This window comes from Bacillota bacterium, assembly GCA_013177945.1.
Taxonomy (GTDB): domain Bacteria; phylum Bacillota; class DSM-12270; order Thermacetogeniales; family Thermacetogeniaceae; genus Ch130.
Window position 1 is genome coordinate 1 of record JABLXW010000012.1, and the last position, 17920, is coordinate 17920.

The 17920-nt window shown below is 54.7% G+C and carries 15 protein-coding genes; 10 read left to right on the forward strand and 5 right to left on the reverse strand.

The features are described from left to right. A partial coding sequence (locus HPY58_07675; GenBank protein ID NPV29520.1) for a pyruvate ferredoxin oxidoreductase occupies nucleotides 1-139 on the forward strand: 139 nt, incomplete at its 5' end. 128 nt (nucleotides 140-267) lie between these two features. Here HPY58_07675 and HPY58_07680 read toward each other — a convergent pair. From HPY58_07680 to HPY58_07690, 3 genes are all read right to left on the reverse strand, one after another. After that, nucleotides 268-1452, reverse strand: coding sequence for a cation:proton antiporter (locus tag HPY58_07680; GenBank protein ID NPV29521.1), 1185 nt, complete (start codon nucleotides 1450-1452; stop codon nucleotides 268-270). Nucleotides 1453-1562: 110 nt separating this feature from the next. After that, complete coding sequence (locus HPY58_07685) at nucleotides 1563-3200, reverse strand: DUF1957 domain-containing protein (GenBank protein NPV29522.1); 1638 nt, start codon at nucleotides 3198-3200, stop codon at nucleotides 1563-1565. Between the two features lie 32 nt (nucleotides 3201-3232). Beyond that, nucleotides 3233-3883 (reverse strand): DUF4912 domain-containing protein, encoded by a 651-nt coding sequence (locus HPY58_07690; GenBank protein NPV29523.1) that lies wholly within the window; start codon nucleotides 3881-3883, stop codon nucleotides 3233-3235. 238 nt (nucleotides 3884-4121) lie between these two features. Between HPY58_07690 and HPY58_07695 the strand changes: the two genes are divergently transcribed. Further along, on the forward strand, nucleotides 4122-6092 hold the full coding sequence (locus HPY58_07695; protein ID NPV29524.1) for a glycoside hydrolase family 15 protein: 1971 nt from the start codon (nucleotides 4122-4124) through the stop codon (nucleotides 6090-6092). A gap of 75 nt (nucleotides 6093-6167) precedes the next feature. Here HPY58_07695 and HPY58_07700 read toward each other — a convergent pair whose 3' ends face one another. Further along, the gene (locus tag HPY58_07700) at nucleotides 6168-6815 is read right to left on the reverse strand and encodes a hypothetical protein (GenBank protein NPV29525.1); all 648 of its coding nucleotides are present in this window, start codon (nucleotides 6813-6815) and stop codon (nucleotides 6168-6170) included. 240 nt (nucleotides 6816-7055) lie between these two features. On the opposite strand from HPY58_07700, the gene HPY58_07705 reads away from it, so the two are divergent. The 6 genes from HPY58_07705 to HPY58_07730 all read left to right on the forward strand — a co-directional run bounded on the left by HPY58_07705 (nucleotide 7056) and on the right by HPY58_07730 (nucleotide 13478). Further along, complete coding sequence (locus HPY58_07705) at nucleotides 7056-7769, forward strand: hypothetical protein (protein ID NPV29526.1); 714 nt, start codon at nucleotides 7056-7058, stop codon at nucleotides 7767-7769. A gap of 295 nt (nucleotides 7770-8064) precedes the next feature. Continuing rightward, nucleotides 8065-10359 carry a carbamoyltransferase HypF gene (gene hypF, locus HPY58_07710; GenBank protein NPV29527.1) on the forward strand — a complete coding sequence of 765 codons (2295 nt, stop codon included), beginning with the start codon at nucleotides 8065-8067 and terminating at the stop codon, nucleotides 10357-10359. Beyond that, a complete protein-coding gene (locus HPY58_07715) occupies nucleotides 10322-10549 on the forward strand; it encodes a HypC/HybG/HupF family hydrogenase formation chaperone (protein NPV29528.1) in 228 nt (75 codons plus the stop codon). Before hypF ends, HPY58_07715 begins: the two co-directional genes overlap by 38 nt. Continuing rightward, complete coding sequence (gene hypD, locus HPY58_07720) at nucleotides 10527-11627, forward strand: hydrogenase formation protein HypD (GenBank protein ID NPV29529.1); 1101 nt, start codon at nucleotides 10527-10529, stop codon at nucleotides 11625-11627. The genes HPY58_07715 and hypD overlap by 23 nt, the downstream gene beginning before the upstream one ends. Then, nucleotides 11552-12649: a hydrogenase expression/formation protein HypE gene (gene hypE / locus HPY58_07725; GenBank protein ID NPV29530.1), complete on the forward strand. Its 1098-nt coding sequence runs from the start codon at nucleotides 11552-11554 to the stop codon at nucleotides 12647-12649. The genes hypD and hypE overlap by 76 nt, the downstream gene beginning before the upstream one ends. Nucleotides 12650-12764: 115 nt before the next feature. Next, nucleotides 12765-13478 (forward strand): CPBP family intramembrane metalloprotease, encoded by a 714-nt coding sequence (locus HPY58_07730; protein ID NPV29531.1) that lies wholly within the window; start codon nucleotides 12765-12767, stop codon nucleotides 13476-13478. Between the two features lie 4 nt (nucleotides 13479-13482). Here the strand turns inward: HPY58_07730 and HPY58_07735 are convergent, their stop codons facing one another. Beyond that, entirely contained in the window at nucleotides 13483-14625 is a 1143-nt protein-coding gene (locus HPY58_07735) for an acyl-CoA dehydrogenase (protein NPV29532.1), read from the reverse strand. A 241-nt stretch (nucleotides 14626-14866) separates the two neighbouring features. On the opposite strand from HPY58_07735, the gene HPY58_07740 reads away from it, so the two are divergent. Together HPY58_07740 and HPY58_07745 are read left to right on the forward strand one after the other, a co-directional pair. After that, nucleotides 14867-16258: a sigma 54-interacting transcriptional regulator gene (locus tag HPY58_07740; protein NPV29533.1), complete on the forward strand. Its 1392-nt coding sequence runs from the start codon at nucleotides 14867-14869 to the stop codon at nucleotides 16256-16258. 376 nt (nucleotides 16259-16634) lie between these two features. Then, nucleotides 16635-17915: a CoA transferase gene (locus tag HPY58_07745; protein ID NPV29534.1), complete on the forward strand. Its 1281-nt coding sequence runs from the start codon at nucleotides 16635-16637 to the stop codon at nucleotides 17913-17915. Nucleotides 17916-17920: the final 5 nt, after the last annotated feature.

Here is a 17920-nt window from a genome sequence, read left to right on the forward strand (position 1 = left end):
GCCCGTTGCCGAGTACCTGAAGCCCCAGGGCCGCTTTGAGCACTTCTTCCGGCCGGGGAACGAGCACCTGCTCGAGGAACTGCAGGCGGAAACCGACCGGCGCTGGAACCGCCTCCTCAGGCTGGCCAGGAAAATTTAACTAAGAGGCCCCGAAGCCGCCGTATACCTCCCGAACTGGTTTGAAAACCAGTTCTTCGGCGGCTTCTTTATTTTATGCTTTTATTACTGTATTACTGTTATAGACCAGTCTTTCCCAGGCGTGCTTTTTTATCGGGTAGCAGCAGGAACCCTCTCTTGTTTTTCACGTAATTTATTAATCAAACAGGCAAGGACCGGGGGAGTTGTCAGCGTCGTAAGTATCGACATAGCTACAACAATTCCGAAAACGTCCATTGAAATTACCTTTAAATTTAGTCCCAGTCCGGCCACCAAAATTCCCACTTCGCCCCGGGGAACCATTCCTGCCCCAATAATTGTTGCTTCCTGCCGCCCCAGGGTGAAGGCGCCCAGGGAGGCTCCTGCAAATTTTGTCACAATAGCGAGGATGGTAATCAGGACGATTAAAGTCAGGGTTTCAGGACGCAAAAAAATTCTTATGTCAAGTTGGAGCCCGATGAAGACGAAGAAGAAGGGCGAAAAGAGGGCGTAAATAGGTGCCACCTCTTCTTCAATCCGGTAGTATTCCCGAAGTTCGGAAACGGTTAAACCCGCCAGGAAAGCTCCGATAATTGCCGCAAGGCCGATATATGTGGAGAGGGCAGAGAGGCCGAACAAAAAAGTAATCACCGGAAGAATGGGGGATTGCACAAATTCGATCCTTTTCCTTTCACTTAAAAATCTTTTAAGCAGAAGAGGAATGCCGAACATAAAAATTGCAACAAAGAGAAGGGCAGTCAGGAGGGGGACCAGGACTTCCCCCGCGGAAATGCCTCCTGCTTTAAGGCCCAATACCCCCGCCAGCAAGAGCATTGCTAAAATATCGTCCAGCACGGCCGCTCCCAGGATGACCCTGCTGTATCTTTCCTTGAGAGCATCAAGCTCCAGCAAAACTTTTGAAGTGATTCCAACACTTGTGGCCACTAAAGCGGTTCCAAGAAACGCGGCCTCAATAAAATTTGACCCGAATTGCCGGGCAAAAGCAAATCCCCCGGCAAAAGGAAAGACAACACCCAGGGTTCCGGCCAGGACGGCGGGAAAACCTACCTTGATCATTTCCCGGACGTCGGTCTCCAATCCCACGGTGAATAGAAGAAAAACCGCACCTAATTCTGATAAAACTCGCAGAAATTCACTTTCGTGGACCAGGCCCAAAACAGAAGGGCCGATGGCGACCCCGGTTAAGATTTCCCCTACGACAAAAGGGATGTTCAAGCGGAGAGAGATCACCCTTCCAATTCCTGCGGCCAGAAGGACCGTAAAAAGTGTTAATAAAATTTCTCCGGCCTCATGCATCTTATTTGCTCTCCTGTTTATTAAAAAAATTTAAATGGTTGCAAAAATTTTACAACCATTTCATATTTTATCCTATTGGCAGAACAGGATCAAGAATATAGGGGAAAGATTTATGCAGGCTGGAGGGCGCGGCGGGAAAGCGGCCCGGGAAGCCTCTCCACATGCCGGCTCTGGTAGACCCGGTAATCTATTTGGGGAAAAATGTTGTCCTTCTGCTCTATTTCGGCGAGCCGGCCTTCGTTTATGGTGTTTCTCTTGATGCTTTCATAAAGCTCGGTGAAACAGGCAATGTGTTTTATCAAGCGCTGCCTGGCGTACTCCACCATCGTACCGGTCTTCATGATAAAGGGCCAGTCGCTGCTCTGGGCCAGCAGCAGCTCGCGGGCGGCCTGGTTGAGGGCGCGCTTCAGGGGCCCCTCTGCGTTTTCATATCTGTTGGCAAGTTCCACCATGCGCTCTCCAGCCTTGTGCAGGTGCCGCCAGATCCAGTCGTTCGCCCCGTTCAGCCAGACTTCATGGTATCCCTTCCACCCCCAGCTGGATTCCGAAGGGGTGGAGACCTGATTGCAGGGGTAAATTTTGAGATACTCACCGGGTGTAATCATCTTGATCGTATTCTGGTCGTGGTGAATTTTCCGGATCAGATAGTCCAGCCACTGGGGCCCCTCAAACCACCAGTGACCGAAGAGTTCGGCGTCGTAAGGAGCAACGACAACGGGCTTTCGGTCAAGAATCTGGGCCAGCCACTCCACCTGCTTTTCTCTGTTGAACATGAAGTTCCCGGCGTGGAGGGCTGCTTTCTCCAGGGCGTTTTTTCTCACGTAAGGCTCTTTGTGGTCGGAAAGCCCGGTGATCCGGTAGTACTTGATCCCTGTGTGTGTCCGGATTCTCCCCTCAGGGAGATAGGGGCCGATGTAATCAAGATCGAGGTCGTATCCGATGTCCCGGTAAAAGTCGCGGTAGTCGAAGTCTCCCGGGTATCCTTCCCGGGCGCTCCAGACCTGTTTCGAGGATTCCACGTCCCTTCCAAAGGCGGCGACCCCGGATGGTGTGTAGACCGGAGCAAAGTAGCCGTATTTGGGACGGGGTGAAGCGTGGAGCAGCCCGTGGCTTTCGACAAAGAAATATTTAATGTCAAATTTCTTTAAGATCCTTTCATCCCCGGGCCGGTACCCGCATTCGGGAAGCCAGAACCCCTGAGGGCGGCGCCCGAAGTGTTGTTCGTACAGGGCGACGGCAACTGCCACCTGGGCGTGAATTATTTCCCGCTGCAATCCCAGAAGGGGAAAATACCCGTGTGTGGCGCCGGTTGTGATTATTTCTATTTTTCCTGAGTCCTGAAGCCGCTTGAAGGCCTGCACCAGGTTCCAGCGGTATTTTTCTGTTAGGAGGTGGTAGGCGCGGGAAAAGAGATCCCGGTACATCAGGGCATTCTCGTGAAACTCTGGCTGGTTTCTCGTCCGGACAACCTCGCGCTCTGCCAGCTCCATCAGCTTTTCCAGGTGCCGGACGCAGCGGTGGCGGAGGAGGTCGTCTGTGAGCATGGAGATCAGGGTCGGGGAAAGGTTGAGAGTTATCCGGAAATCGACGTTGTCCTCCAGCAGTTTTTCGAAAGTCCACAAAAGGGGGAGATAGGTCTCCGCGACGGCCTCATAAAACCACTTCTCTTCCAGGAAATGTTCGTGTTCCGGGTGGCGGACGTAGGGTAAATGGGCGTGCAGAACGAGGCAAAGGTAGCCCTGGGTCACTTTACAAACCCTTCCTTTCGCGGTTAAAGTTTTTACCAATTCATTGGTGAGCCGATCAACGCCGGAGAACTGGGACCGGGGTAGACGCGTCCGATGCGTTCGTAGAGCCTTTTCTCGTATTCTGCGAGGAGCAGCCATTCTTCGTCAACAATTTCCGAAACCCGATCCCGGGGTGTGCTTACAAAGTTGGAGCGGGCAATAAAGATATAGGTCCCATCGGGCAGGACGCGCCCCAGTTCCACGCAGAAGGTTTTGTCTGGCTCGCCGGTGTGGATGTACCAGTTGTTGGCATAGTCGTTGATCGGAATTTCTACATAATCTCTGCTGTCAAAGAAGTAAAGGTTGGTTGCATTGTAAACCCGCAGGACGGGCCTCGATTCTTCCCAGGAGCGGGGGCCAAACCGCTCTGCTAGCTCCCTCCTTTTTGCCTGGCTGATTTCCCAGTAGGCGAAGATCCAGTAAGGATCCCTGGCGAGGGCGACGATTTTACTTTCTCCGTAGGTCCAGGGAAGCTCGCAGGTTTCAGGTCTGGGAGCCTCCCGCTCCTCTTTGCCGATCAACGGTTTGGGCTGGGTTGCTGTGAACTCTTCAGCAGCTTCCATGGGAAAGGGCTTCTGCTGCTTGGGATGCCGTTTTTCTTCTGGACTCTGGGGTTTTTGCTGGGGGAGTCCTTTTCTGGACATCAAAGACAAGCCTCCTAAGACTAAAATTGCAAAAAATAAAAGCAGAAAGTCTATCAGGGCCATCGCAACGGTCCCCTCCTCCTTTCGGGAGCTGAACCCCATCGTTTTGGTTCGAAAGAGATTATTTTCCTTCCTGGTCGGAAAAATTAATTTAATAACGCGATTTCTGTTGGTATTATGTCCAAACCGAAAAGGGTTTATTTCAAGTCGGGGCCGTTTTGAAACAGGAGAGTGGTGTATGCCGAGGAATTTGGTATTAGGCAACGGCAATATTTTGATTAATTTCGATCATGCCATGAACATGCGCGATCTTTATTTTCCCTACGTCGGGATGGATAACCACATCGCGGGGCACCGCTGCAGCATCGGCTTTTGGGAGGCAGGGAATTTTTCCTGGATTGACGAGGGGGTTTGGGAGAAAAGCCTGGGGTACCAGAAGGACACCCTGGTTACCCTGGTAAAGGCGAGAAATTTAGTGCTGGGCCTGACGGTTGTAATCAACGATGCCGTTCACCACCGCTTCTCCATTTTTCTCCGAAGAATGGAAATTAAAAACCTCGAGAAGAGGGCCAGGAGCGTCAGGATTTTTTTTAACCACGATTTTTCTCTGGGCGGGTTCGATGTGGGGGACACCGCCCTTTACGACCCCACTTTAAAGGCTGTCTGCCACTATAAAAGAAATCGCTATCTTCTGGCAAACGGGAGGGTTCAGGGGAAGGGCATCTTTCAGTACGCGACGGGATTGAAGCGCTTCGGGGCGGCCGAAGGCACCTGGCGGGATGCGGAGGACGGCTGGCTGGAGGGGAACCCTGTTGCTCAGGGCTCTGTAGACAGCACCATCAGCTTTGAGGTGAGCCTGGAGCCCGGTGCGGCAGAAATCCTCTGGTACTGGCTTGTCATGGGCGAAAACTTCCGGGAGGTCCGGGAGCTGAATTACCTTGTCCTGGAGCGGGGGCCGGCGGCCCTCCTTGAAGAGACGAAAAACTACTGGTATCACTGGGTGAACAAGCAGGAACGGGACTTCGCCGACCTCCCCCCCAAAGTGTCAGATTTATTCAAACGAAGCCTGCTTGTGGTTCGGACCCAGTGCGACAACCGCGGGGCGATCCTTGCGGCCAACGATACCGATATTCTTGTGACCAACCGCGACCACTACAGCTACATGTGGCCGCGGGATGGTGCTTTAATTGCAATGGGGTTTGATAAGGCAGGGTATCCGGAGATCCCCTTGCGCTTCTTCCAGATGTGCGCCAGGATTCTCACCGAGGGAGGGTACTACCTTCATAAATACAACCCCGACGGTTCTGTAGGCTCCAGCTGGCACCCCTGGATCCATGAGGGCGAACTCCAGCTCCCGATCCAGGAAGACGAGACCGCCCTGGTGAATTACGCCCTGTGGAACCATTACTGCTGCTTCCGGGACTATGAGCTTGTGGAGTCTCTCTACCATGAAATGGTAAAAAAGGCGAGCGATTTTTTGGACCGCTACCGCGACCCGGCCACGAAGCTGCCGCTGGAGAGCTACGATCTGTGGGAGGAGAGAAGGGGTGTTTTCAGCTTTACGGCTGCCGCAGTCTACGCGGGTCTTGAGGCGGCCGCGCGCTTTGCGGATTTGTTCGGGGACTGCCGGGCTGCCGGGGTTTACCGCCGGGCAGCCCGGGAGGTCCGGGAGGGGATGGAGCGCTGCCTTTACAGCAGCGATCTGGGCCGGTTTTTGCGGGGGGTTTACCTCCGGCGCGGGGACCTGATCCCCGACTACACCCTGGATGCCAGCCTGTACGGGCTTTTTGCCTTTGGGGCTTTTGCGCCTGACGATCCCCGGGTCGTTCGCACGATGGAGGCGGTCCGGGAAGGGCTCTGGGTCAAAACCCAGGTGGGGGGGCTTGCCCGGTATACCGGCGACTGGTACTTCCGGAGAAGCGAAGATCTTGAAAAAGTTCCCGGCAACCCCTGGTTCCTGACAACGATCTGGCTCGGGGAGTGGTACATCGCGAAGGCCAGAACCAAAAAAGAGCTGGAGTATGCGAGAGCAATTCTGGAATGGGTGGCCGACCACCGCATGGAAAGCGGAATTCTATCCGAACAGATCCACCCCTACACGGGAAAGCCTCTTTCTGTGGCCCCCCTTACCTGGTCCCACGGCGCCTACGTGCTGGCAGTTGCCAACTACCTGGAAAAATACCACGCCCTGCAGGCAGCGGTAGAATAAAAAGTCGTGGGAGGCATGCAGCAACGCGCCTCCCACGCGAGCAGAAATTCTTCGAAATGTGGTTGAAGTGGAGATCTACCGGCTCTTAATTTCCACTACGGCTTTTTCTTTGAGTTCTCTGGTCAGTTTTTCAAACGCAGCTCTCTCTGCAGCCAGTCTTTGATCAGCCGGAACATTCGGCCCAAGCCTCCTGTCGGTTTCGTCGTATATCTGGGCGCGAAGCTTCCCGATGCTTAAGGCTTGCTGATAGAGAGGCGGAGCCACTTTGTCAAAAAACTCATCGATGGTTAACCCCTGACCTTCGATGTAGTTCTTAATTAATTCTGGGTTCTCAACGTCAGAACCGAATGCCTCCTTCTTCATTCTCTGTGAAAATTGCTTTGCTTCTTCGAGGCTTACCGTGAGACCGCGTTTTTTGGCTTCTTCATAAAGTACAGTTTTTTCGATGATTTTTTCTCGGACTTCATCATCCGAAACTGATTCACGCTCAAAGGACAGTAAAGCCCTCTGGTTCTCGAAGTCTTTCTTTGTCACCGGCATCCCGTTAACCACCATCACTATTTTATCTTTGTCCGGAATGCTTTCGTTTTCTCGAAGTTTTTGCCCTACTAAAAATTCTGGTCGAGGAAAAGAAAATAACTTGCTGCTTCCAAAAGCAACACCCACAAGGATAAATGCCAGCAATCCCAACCCAACTATCTTTGGATACGATTTTACTTTCATTATTTTCACTCCCTACTTAAATTATTTACCCATCCAGCCGTTCAGGATACAATATAACCGCCTGGATGATTGGCAACAGATAGAGGTCAAGCAGGGCCGCTTTTTTAGGTTAGGGGGGCGGCGTGGCAGGGATATTGGCGGCCCTTTTGAAGTAAAGATTTAAAGCATTTTTAGAGGTGCCGGGATGAAGCACCAATATCAGAACGTCTGGGCGATTCTGTATTGAGCGGGGTATTCATTATGGCGTTAAAGACAAAGTTGTTGGTGGGTTGGGCAGCAGCTTTCTTCATATTCTCAATTTTCTGGGAGTCCGGTTTCTATTCTTTTATCCTGCCGTATTTGGTCTATTACAACGCAGGTCTTGCCTTTCTGTTTGGCCTTGCCGGAAGCGCTTTAACCCTGCTCCTGCTCCGCAATAAATATGCTTATCACATCAGGCATCTTGATGCGCTGGCCGTTTTAACAGGGGCAAGCGGCCTTCTCTATCTTTACAACAATGCAGCTGCTGCTTATGCATTAGGGTGCTGCAGATACTACCAAGCGGGATCAATCCCTGAAGAGTTTCTGATGTCCCGTATATATCACAGTTATTTTAATTTATTTAAAGATTTTACGGCGCTGTTCCTGGTCTTTTTCCTGGCTTTAGCCTCTCTTTTTGTCCTGGTCTTTCTCTGGCACATAAAATTTAAGGGCAAAGCATCGGGAACGGAGTTAATTAATTTCCTTGCTGCCTGTTACGGGTGGGTTCACTTTTTCCTCGGCAAGGCGTTCCAGGCAAATTTTGCCTGGAACGAGTTGAATCCCTTGCCAGATTTTCTGCATTTTCTGCTTAAATTTCCTGCTGTTCTCATGCCACTCCTGATATTAAGTTTAGGATTAACCTGGTGCGGAATCAAACCTTTGACGCCAAAGCTTAATCCCAACGAACTGCTGAACATAAACAATCAAAAATAAAAGCAGAAAACTTCCCTTAATACAAACCTCGATTATTTCGGGGTCCCGCGTAACAATTTCGCTCCCTGTTTCCCTGGCCAACGCCAGGACGAAGGCGTCGGCGTAAGAGATCCTGTAGTTCATATTGTAAGACACCATGATTAAGGAAGCAACCTTTTTGGCCGATAAGGGATGCCCCAGGTCGGGTTTGATTTGGATTCTGTGCAGTCCTGATATTTACACCCCTGTCCTGTTATGTTAAGATGGGATTGTCAGATTTTATTCTGTATGATTCTGATGGGGGGAGAGGGCGCACGTGGAGACTGTTGCCCGGGAAATCAGAATCGAGGGCGTTGTCCAGGGTGTGGGGTTTCGCCCTTTTGTTTACCGCCTTGCCCATGAATACGGGATCAAGGGGTGGGTGCTCAATTCCTCCGAAGGTGTGACGATCTGGGCGGAGGCCGGCGAGGAGCAGATTGCGGCCTTTTACCAGGCCGTTCTGGCAAACCCCCCAAAGCTCGCGATTATCGTCAACCACTACCAGATCCCCCGCGAGGTCCAGGGCTTCGACCACTTCTTCATCAAGCACAGCATGGCGGGCGACCGCAAAGATGTGATCATATCTCCCGATGTAAGCATCTGCTCCGACTGCTACCGGGAAATTATGGATCCGAGGGACAGGCGCTACCGCTACCCCTTTACCAACTGCACCAACTGCGGCCCCCGTTTCACAATCATCATGGATGTTCCCTACGACCGGAACAAAACCACAATGCGGGACTTCCCCATGTGCCCTGTTTGCGCCCGCGAGTTCGAAGACCCTTTAAACCGCCGCTTTCACGCCCAGCCCAATGCCTGCCCGGACTGCGGCCCCCAGGTTACCTTGAGAGACCAGGAGGGGAATGTTTACCCCGGCCTGGGGCACGAATTTTTAAAGGCCGGGAAAATTCTGGCAGTCAAGGGTTTGGGAGGGTTTCACCTTGTCTGCGACGCCCGCCGGCGGGAGGCGGTGGCTGCTTTACGCCGCCGGAAAATCAGGGAGTTCAAGCCCTTTGCCGTAATGTGCCGGGATCTCCAGGTTGTTGAAAAATACTGCTTCGTTTCTCCCCAGGAGGCAGAGCTTCTGGAAAGCCCGGCCCACCCCATTGTCATCCTGGCGCGCCGCCGCCGGGACGACCTCCCTCCGGAAATTGCGCCCGGAATCAACACCCTGGGGGTTATGCTTCCCTATACTCCCCTGCACCACCTGCTTTTTGACGAAGAGCTGGAAATCCTGATCATGACCAGCGCCAACATCAGCGACGATCCCCTGATCATCGACAACGATGAGGCTCTTGCCAGGCTTAAAGGGATTGCTGATTATTACCTGATGCATAACCGCCGGATCTACAACCGGTGCGATGACTCCCTCGCCGCGGTGGTCGGCGGAGAAGTGCAGATTTACCGCCGGGCGCGGGGGTATGTTCCGCTTCCGGTGGATCTGCCCGAGGAAGTGCCCCCAATCCTCGGCTGTGGGGGGGAACTGAAAAACACCTTTTGCATGACCAAAGGCAGGGGTGCTTACCTGAGCCAGCATCTGGGGGATTTAAACCATTACGGCAACTACCGGCAGTTTCTCGATTCCATCCCGCGTTTTGAAAAGATGCTGGACGTCAAGCCTGAAATTATCGCCTACGACCTCCACCCGGAGTACATGGCCACCCGCTGGGCAAAGCGCCAGGAGGGTGTGACAAAAATTGGGGTCCAGCACCACCATGCCCACATGGCCAGCTGCCTTGCCGAAAACCAGGAGAAGGGCCCGGCGCTCGGGATCATCTGCGACGGGACCGGATACGGAACGGACGGGGCCATCTGGGGGTTTGAGTTTTTTGCCGGAACCCCCGCCCGGTTCGAGCGAATGGCTCACCTGGCCTACGTGCCCCTGCCCGGGGAGGTAACCATCAAGCGGCCGGCGCGCATGGCCTTTACTTACCTGTACGAGCTTTTTGGGACCTCCGGCCTGAAATGGGCGCGCAGGTATCTCCCCACGTTGCCCGAGGAGGAGCAGCAGGTTCTGATCCGCCAGCTGGAGAACAGATTCAATACCGTACCCACCTCCAGCTGCGGTCGGCTTTTCGATGCCGTCTCCGCCCTGCTTGGGATCTGCACGCGGGTCCAGTACGAGGCCCAGGCGGCGATGGAGATGGAGGCGGTGGCGGACCCCACGGTTCAGGACTTTTACGGGTTTGAGTTTCTTACCCATACAAGGCCGTACCAGCTGGGAGTCCGGGGGATCTGGGAAGGCCTCTTGGAGGATCTGGAGCGCGGAACCCGGGTGGAGGTCTGCGCCGGGAAGTTTCACCTGACTCTTGCCGTGATGATGCTCGCGGTTGCCGAAAGGCTGCGGGAGGAGACGGGTCTCAATCAGGTTGTGCTGAGCGGGGGGGTATTCCAGAATAATTTGCTGTTCTGCCTGCTGCGTGAGAAGCTCAAGGATGCCGGCTTTCGGGTTCTCATCCACCGGAAGGTTCCGGCTAATGACGGTGGAATTTCACTGGGTCAAGTTTACATTGCAAGCGAGGTGATCAAGGGGAATGTGTCTTGCAATACCTGCCAGGATTATCAAAATTAATGGCGTCTTTGCCGAAGTTGATCTGGGAGGGAACACCAAAGAGATCAACATTGCTTTAACACCGGAAGCGAAGGTCGGAGATTATGTTCTTCTGCACGCCGGTTTTGCCATCCAGGTAATCGACGAAAAGGCCGCCGGGGAAATTTTCGAAGCATGGGAGGAAGCTTATGCAGCTTTACAGCAGAAATAAAAAGGAATATGCCCGCTCTCTCCTGGACCGACTGCACCAGGAGGCCGACCGCCCCCTCACGGTGATGGAGGTTTGCGGAACCCACACGGTGGCCATTGCCAGAAGCGGACTGCGGGAGCTTTTGCCGAAGAATATTCGCCTGATTTCAGGCCCCGGCTGCCCGGTCTGCGTGACCGATGATGCCGACCTGGATTATGCGATCGCCCTTGCCCGGGAGAGAGGGGTGATTCTGGCCACTTTTGGCGACATGATGCGGGTGCCCGGGACGACCGGCAGCCTCCAGGAGGAAAAAAGCCGGGGGGCGGATGTCCGGGTTGTTTACTCCCCCACCGACGCCCTTGCGCTGGCCGCTGAAAACCCCTCAAGGCGGGTTGTTTTTTTGGCGATCGGCTTCGAGACCACCGCGCCCGCGGTGTCTGTTGCGCTGGAGCAGGCGGTCCAGCAGGGTTTGAGAAATTTTTTCATTTTTTCCCTTCACAAACTGGTGCCTCCGGTGATGGAGACCCTGCTGGAGGACCCCAAGGTCAAGATCGATGCCTTTATCAACCCCGGCCACGTCTGCACCATTCTGGGGAGCGAGCCCTTTCGGTTTGTGGCAGAAAAGTACGGAAAGCCCTGCGTGATCACCGGCTTTGAAGCAGTTGACATTCTGGAGGCTCTTCTTTTGATTGTGCGCCAGTACCGTGAGAACCGGCCTGCTGTTGAAATCCAGTACAGGAGGGCTGTAAGGGCCGAGGGCAACCCTGTGGCGCGCGCCTATATTGAGAAGTACTTTGCCCCGGCCCTGGCGCGCTGGCGGGGGATCGGGGAGGTGCCCGGGAGCGGGCTTGCCCTCCGGGAAGAGTTTGCAGACCTGGACGCCACGCGGCGCTTCTCCCTGACGGTAACGCCTGGGAAGCGGACGCGAAACTGCGCCTGCGGAGATGTTTTGAAGGGCCTGAAGCTGCCCTACGAGTGTTCCCTTTTCGGGAGGGCCTGCACCCCTGTAAAGCCGGTGGGGCCCTGCATGGTTTCCGCCGAAGGCTCCTGTGCCGCCTACTACCGCTTCCGCGCCCGGAAGGCTGGTGGGGCGCGGTGAGAACAGGAGAACAGGGGGAAATTGTCCTGCTCGGCCACGGGAGCGGGGGGACCCTGACCCACCGGCTTGTGAAAACGGTCTTTCAGGAAGCCTTTGAAAACCCGATTTTGGATGAGATGCTGGACGCCGCCCTGCTGGATTTGCCCCACGGCCGGATTGCCTTCACAACCGACTCCTTTGTGGTGGATCCCATCTTTTTCCCGGGCGGCGACATCGGCAAGCTGGCCGTTTGCGGGACGGTCAATGATCTTGCTGTCAGCGGGGCGAAACCTTTATACATCAGCGCTGCTTTTATCATTGAGGAGGGTTTTCCCCTCGCGGACTTGCGGCAGATCGTGGGTTCAATGCGGGAGGCTGCCCTTGCAGCAGGAGTGCACGTGGTCACCGGGGATACGAAGGTGGTGGGGCGGGGGAGTGCAGATAAAATTTTCATCAATACAACCGGAATCGGAATCATCCCCGAGGGGTGCTGTCTTTCCCCGCGCCGGATTAAAAGCGGCGATGCCGTGATCGTGAGCGGTTCCCTCGGGGAGCACGGACTGGCGATTCTTGCCCGGCGGGAGGGTTTGTCGTTCACGACCCCTGTTGTCAGCGATTGCGCCCCTCTGCACAGGCTGGCCGCGGCAATTCTTGCCGCGGGCGGCGAAGGCGTCAGGTGCATGCGGGATCCCACCCGCGGGGGGCTTGCGACAACCCTCAACGAACTGGCGGCTCAGAGCGGGAAGGGAATCCTGATTCAGGAGGAGCTTCTCCCCGTGCGGCGCGAGGTCGCCGGGGGATGCGAAATGCTCGGAATCGACCCTCTCTACCTGGCTAATGAAGGAAAAATCGTTGCCGTTGCGGCTCCCGGGGTTGCGCCCCGGGTTCTGGAGGCGATGCGGAGCCTGCCCGAAGGCCGGGAGGCCGTCCAGATCGGGAGGGTGATTGAAGAGGAACCGGGGCTTGTCCTGATCGAGACCGAACTGGGAGCAACCCGGATCTTGACGATGCTGGAAGGGGAGCCCCTGCCCCGGATTTGCTGAACGTCTGATTTCAGAACCCCGGTTGCCGGAGAACAGGTGGGCCATGAAAGGGCGGAAGATTCGGTGCCACGCAGAATTACAAAAACAAGAAAATCCCCGTAAAACCGGCTTTCCCGTGCTGCGCCCTCCCTGGGGGCTCCAGGAAATCCTGATGATTCTTGTGCTTGTTTATCTGTTTGGGTTTCTTTTGAGCCTGTTCGGTGCCCGGCTGGTGGACCGGGTGCTCCTCTTTTTCCCTGCCGTCCGCAGTCCCGAACTGGCCTCCTTTTTTCTGTCGGGGATCCTGCAGGCTCTCCTGCTGGGGGGCCTTGTGCTTGGTTTTGTGCGGGGCAAGCACCGCGCTTCTCTGGCGTACCTGGGCCTGGGCCTCTTTTCCTGGAAAGATCTGGTGGTTGGTCTGGTGGGGGGACTGGCGGTTTTCAGTCTGGTCGTCCTGGCGATGGCCCTGATTATTTTTCTGCTGCCCCATCATCCCCAGCCCCAACCCTTCGCTGAGGTAATTCTGCAAGCCCGCAGATGGCAGGAACTGGTACTTCCCTTGATTCTGGGGGGGATCTTTGCCCCTGTAGGCGAAGAACTCTATTTTCGCGGTTTCATCTACCCGGTATTCCGTTCCCGTTTCGGCCCTCTTCCCGCCGTATGCATCACTTCTCTCTTTTTTGCCGCTCTCCATTGCGACCTGGCCCGCTTTCTTCCCCTTGCGCTCGGCGGAGCAGGACTGGCCTTGATCTGCGAGAAAACGGGTTCTCTTTTCCCTGCCCTGGCGGCTCACAGCACCTGGAACCTGGCCATGACCTTCCTTGTCGTTTTGGGCAGGCAGGCTCTGTAGCTTTTCAGCAGCCCAGCTGTTTTGCGATAACAATCCGCATGATTTCCGAGGTTCCCTCGGCAATCTCCATGAGCTTGGCGTCTCGCAGATAACGCTCCGCAGGGTATTCCTTTGTATAGGCCGCTCCCCCGTGAATTTGAATGGCGTGGTTGGCCGCCTGGGTCGCAGTTTCGGAGGCAAAGAGCTTCGCCATTGCCGCTTCTTTCCGGAATGTTCGCTGGTGGTCGATCAGCCAGGCTGCCCTGTATGTCATAAGGCGGGCCGCCTCTAATTGCATGGCGATATCCGCTAATTTGAATCTGATCGCCTGGAACTTGGTTAACGGCTGGCCGAACTGGATGCGGCCGCGGGCGTAGGCAAGGGAGGCTTCGAGGCAGGCGCGGGCAAGACCTACGGAAAGTGCTGCGATGGCGACCCGGCCGCGGTCGATAATCTGCAGGGACTGCTCGTAGCCCTTCCCCCTTGCCCCCAAAAGATTCTCCCGGGGAATGCTGCAGTCATCAAAAAAGATTTCGACGGTGCTCACTCCCCTTAAGCCGAGCTTGTCATACCTGCTTCCGATTGTAAAGCCGGGGATGTTTGCAGGAACGAGCAGGAGGCTGCAGCGCTCCTTTGCCCTCCCGGAGTTTTCCGTTACTGCGCTGACCACAACTACTCCCGCAACATCCGCATTTGTAATAAATGTTTTTCTGCCGTTGATGACCCAGTTCCCGTTGCCGAGGATGGCGCGGGTGGTAATTCCTGCCATATCGGAGCCTGCTCCCGGTTCGGTAACTGCGAAGGCCCCCAGGAATTTTCCTTGAATCAAGGGAACGAGGAATTCTTCTTTTTGTTCGGGAGAACCAAAGAGGCGGATTGCCTCTGCAGCCAGGGAGGTGTGGCTGGCAACCACCAGGGCCGTAGAAGCGCAAACCCGGGCAATCTCTTCGATCGCGATCGCAAGACCGAGGTACCCCAGATCTTTCCCTCCGTAGCTTTTTGGGAAAGGAATCCCAAAAAGGCCCATTTCTGCCCCTTTTTGAATGATTTCCGGAGGAATCTGCCCTGTCCGGTCTACGATTTGGGCTAAAGGAGCAATTTCCCGGCTCGCGAAATCCGCGACCTGGTGTCGTAGTCTGGCATGTTCTTCACTTAAAGAAAAGTCCACTTGGCCCCCTCCCGGTTCAGAAGCTTTTAAATTAGGATTCCACATGATTGAGAAGTTTCCTGCTGCCTGCAAGGCAAAGGTTCCGGATGGGGGTCGGCCTCGAAAGAGGGAGAGGAGGGAATTTCGCGAAAAATGTCGAATTACAGCTAGTGTAAAACTTCACGAAATTAATGGCGAAATAAGACCTGTTCAATGAAATTCTGGCTGTGAGGGGGGGGAGATTTCGATTAACTTAAAGCCGGTGAAGCAAGTCTACTATTTTCATGATGATGAAGGACAACCGGTAAGAACGTGGGACTTAGCAGATTCTGCCAGCCCTCTTCAGCTGCTGGAGGCTTCCTATGACGGTCTGACTGTTTTCGACCAGCAGGGGCAGGTTGTTGCTTCTTCTGGTATCCCCTTTATGGAGCAAGCCGGTACCTTTTTTCAGAACCTGGTATTCCAGGTAGTTCAATCAGGAAAAAGAGTCAGTGCCCTGTTTCAGGAGGGAGGCGAGAATTTTCTTGTTACTGCAAGCCCCGTTTTTAACCGCGGGCATGAGGTTTCTCATGTTGTCTGCAACGTCCGGAATCTGGAAGAACTGGGTTTTCTCGAGAGGGAGATTCAGTACCTCACCCTTCTGGAAAAAGGGCCTACCCCCTCGGCTGAATGGACCGCTTACAGAGAAGAACTGAAAGAAATTATTACCAGGAGCGCTGCGATGCGCAGTGTTTTGACATCGGCCCTGCGGGTTGCCCAGGTTGATTCGACGGTTTTAATCCTGGGGGAGTCCGGGGTCGGGAAAGACATGCTGGCGCGGCTTATTCACAGGGCCGGAAAGCGCCGGGACCGTCCTTTTGTTAAGATTTCTTGCGGCGCGATTCCTGAGAGCCTTTTAGAATCGGAGTTGTTCGGCTACGAAGGCGGAGCCTTTACAGGGGCCCGCAAAGAGGGAAAGCCCGGCCTGTTTGAACAGGCTGCGGATGGAACAATTTTTCTTGATGAGATCGGGGAACTTTCCCTGAATTTACAGGTAAAACTCCTTAATGTTTTGCAAGATCGAAATTTCCTGCGGGTTGGCGGGGTGAAACCGATTCCCACAAATGCGCGGGTGATCGCGGCGACCAACCGGGATCTGGAGGCCCAGGTAAAGGAGGGGGCCTTTCGCGCCGACCTCTATTACCGCCTGAGCGTAATCCCCCTGGTCATTCCCCCGTTGCGGGCGCGGCGGGGGGATATTTTACCCCTTGTCAGGCACTTCCAGGAGCTTTTTTGCAAGCGCTACGGTTTCAAAAGAAGAATCACCCCGGCTGCTTTGAACTACCTGATCAGGTACGACTGGCCCGGGAACGTCCGGGAGCTTCAAAATGTCATGGAGTTTCTGGTTGTCATGACACCGGGTGAGGTTATTGATGTGGAGCACCTTCCCGAGAAGATCGTGGAGAATGTCCAGGGGGGAAGGGTTTCGCCAAAAGCGCCGGTGCCGGAGAAGGCCCGGCTGAAGGAAGCGCTTGAGGAGTACGAACGGGCACTGATCAGCCGCGCCCTCGCAGAGCATGAAACGCTCCGGGAGGCGGCGGAGTACCTGGGGATCGATCTTTCAACCCTTACGAGGAAAAAGCAAAAATACGGTCTGGCCAGGCATGAAGGTTAGTTTGCCAGACATGAGGATTGCCTTCAAAAATTAATTTGCCCCGCAAGGCTGGGGAGCCACTGCGGGGCTTTTTTGGTTTGAACGGCTTTATGCAGTCATGCACAATACTTGCCCAAAAATGTGATCATTTGCACAAACTTCAACAAAAACCCCTTGAAAACGGGCTTCTTCCCCACTGGCATATTTCTTGCGAAACTTAAAAGAGCGCCAAAAAATTAGCACCTTGCAGGAGTTGCAACTCAGAAGGAGTTCCCGCACAAAATACGTATCCGGGAGAAAACGGAGGTGATGCCAGACTTAGACCGATAACTTGAGCTGAGTAATTTTCAAGAGGCCTGGAAATTATGAAGGAAAACAAGAAAGTGGGGGGAAGCTTGTGAAGCGCGTTGAAGAAATGCCACGGGTACCCGCACCGGCCCTGATCCCGTCCTTTGGCCCTCTTGCGGGGATGCGAGTTCTATCTACAGGAAGCATTGTTGCCATGCCCCATGCCGCCAACATGCTGGCGGATTTTGGTGCGGAGGTGATCCATGTCGAGCGCCCCAAAGTGGGAGATACCTACCGCACCCTGGCGCCCTTTGTGAGGGACGGAGAAAAGTGCGTGAGCGCAAGCTGGGCCCAGGATGCCCGGAACCGGTTGAGTCTCACGCTGGAAGTGAACCTGAAAATCCCCGAAGCCAGAGAGATCTTTCTCGGCCTGGTTAAAAACTCGGATATCTGGTTTGAGAACCTGGTCTGGCTGGAGAAGTTCGGAATTACCGATGAGATGTGCCTGGAGGTCAACCCGCAGCTTGTAATCGTTCACGTCAGCGGGTTCGGGAGGCCCCAGTTTGGAGGAATCCCTGAGATTTGCGACCGGGGTTCTTATGACATGATCGGGCAGGCGGCGAGCAGCTGGATGAGTTTGATGGGATTTCCTGAGCCGAACCCTCCTTCCATGGCGAAGCCCTGGAGCAATGACTACATCTCCGCCATGTTTGCCGTTTTTGGAGCCCTGATTGCCTATGTCCACGCCCAGAAAACCGGGGAGGGCCAGGTGATCGACGTTGCCCAGTACGAAGCAAATGCCAGGATTCTTTCAGACACCTTCGTCTCTTATTTAGAGGCCGGCATCCTGCGCCAGCGGACCGGGAATAAATCTCCTGCCTTCCAGCCGTACGACGTTTTCCGGGCGAAGGATCGCTGGGTGGCGTTGGGCGCTTTTGGCCCCGCTGTCTACGAGCGCTTTATCAAGGCCCTGGGCCTTGACCCCAACTACTATACCTGGAAGGAATGCGCCTCATCGGTGGAAGCTGTCGCGTCTGAAAAAGGACAGGAACTCGACCGCCTGACGCGGGAGTGGATCGGCGCCCGCACCGCCAAAGAAGTAGAAGAACATATGGCAAAATACAAGGTTCCGTGCTCTGTGGTCTGCGATGCCCGGGACGCTGCCGAAAATCCCCACTGGCAGGCGCGGGAAAACTTCATCGAATACGAGGACCAGACCCTGGGGCGGAAGATTAAGGCGCTCGGTGTGATTCCGAAGCTGAGCAAGACGCCGGGAAAAGTCTGGCGCGGTGCACCGTCGGTCGGACAGGATACGGAGGCAATCCTCTCGAAGATCCTGGGTTACAGCAAGGCAGAAATCGACGCCTTTAGGGAGAAAGGTATTATTTAATAATC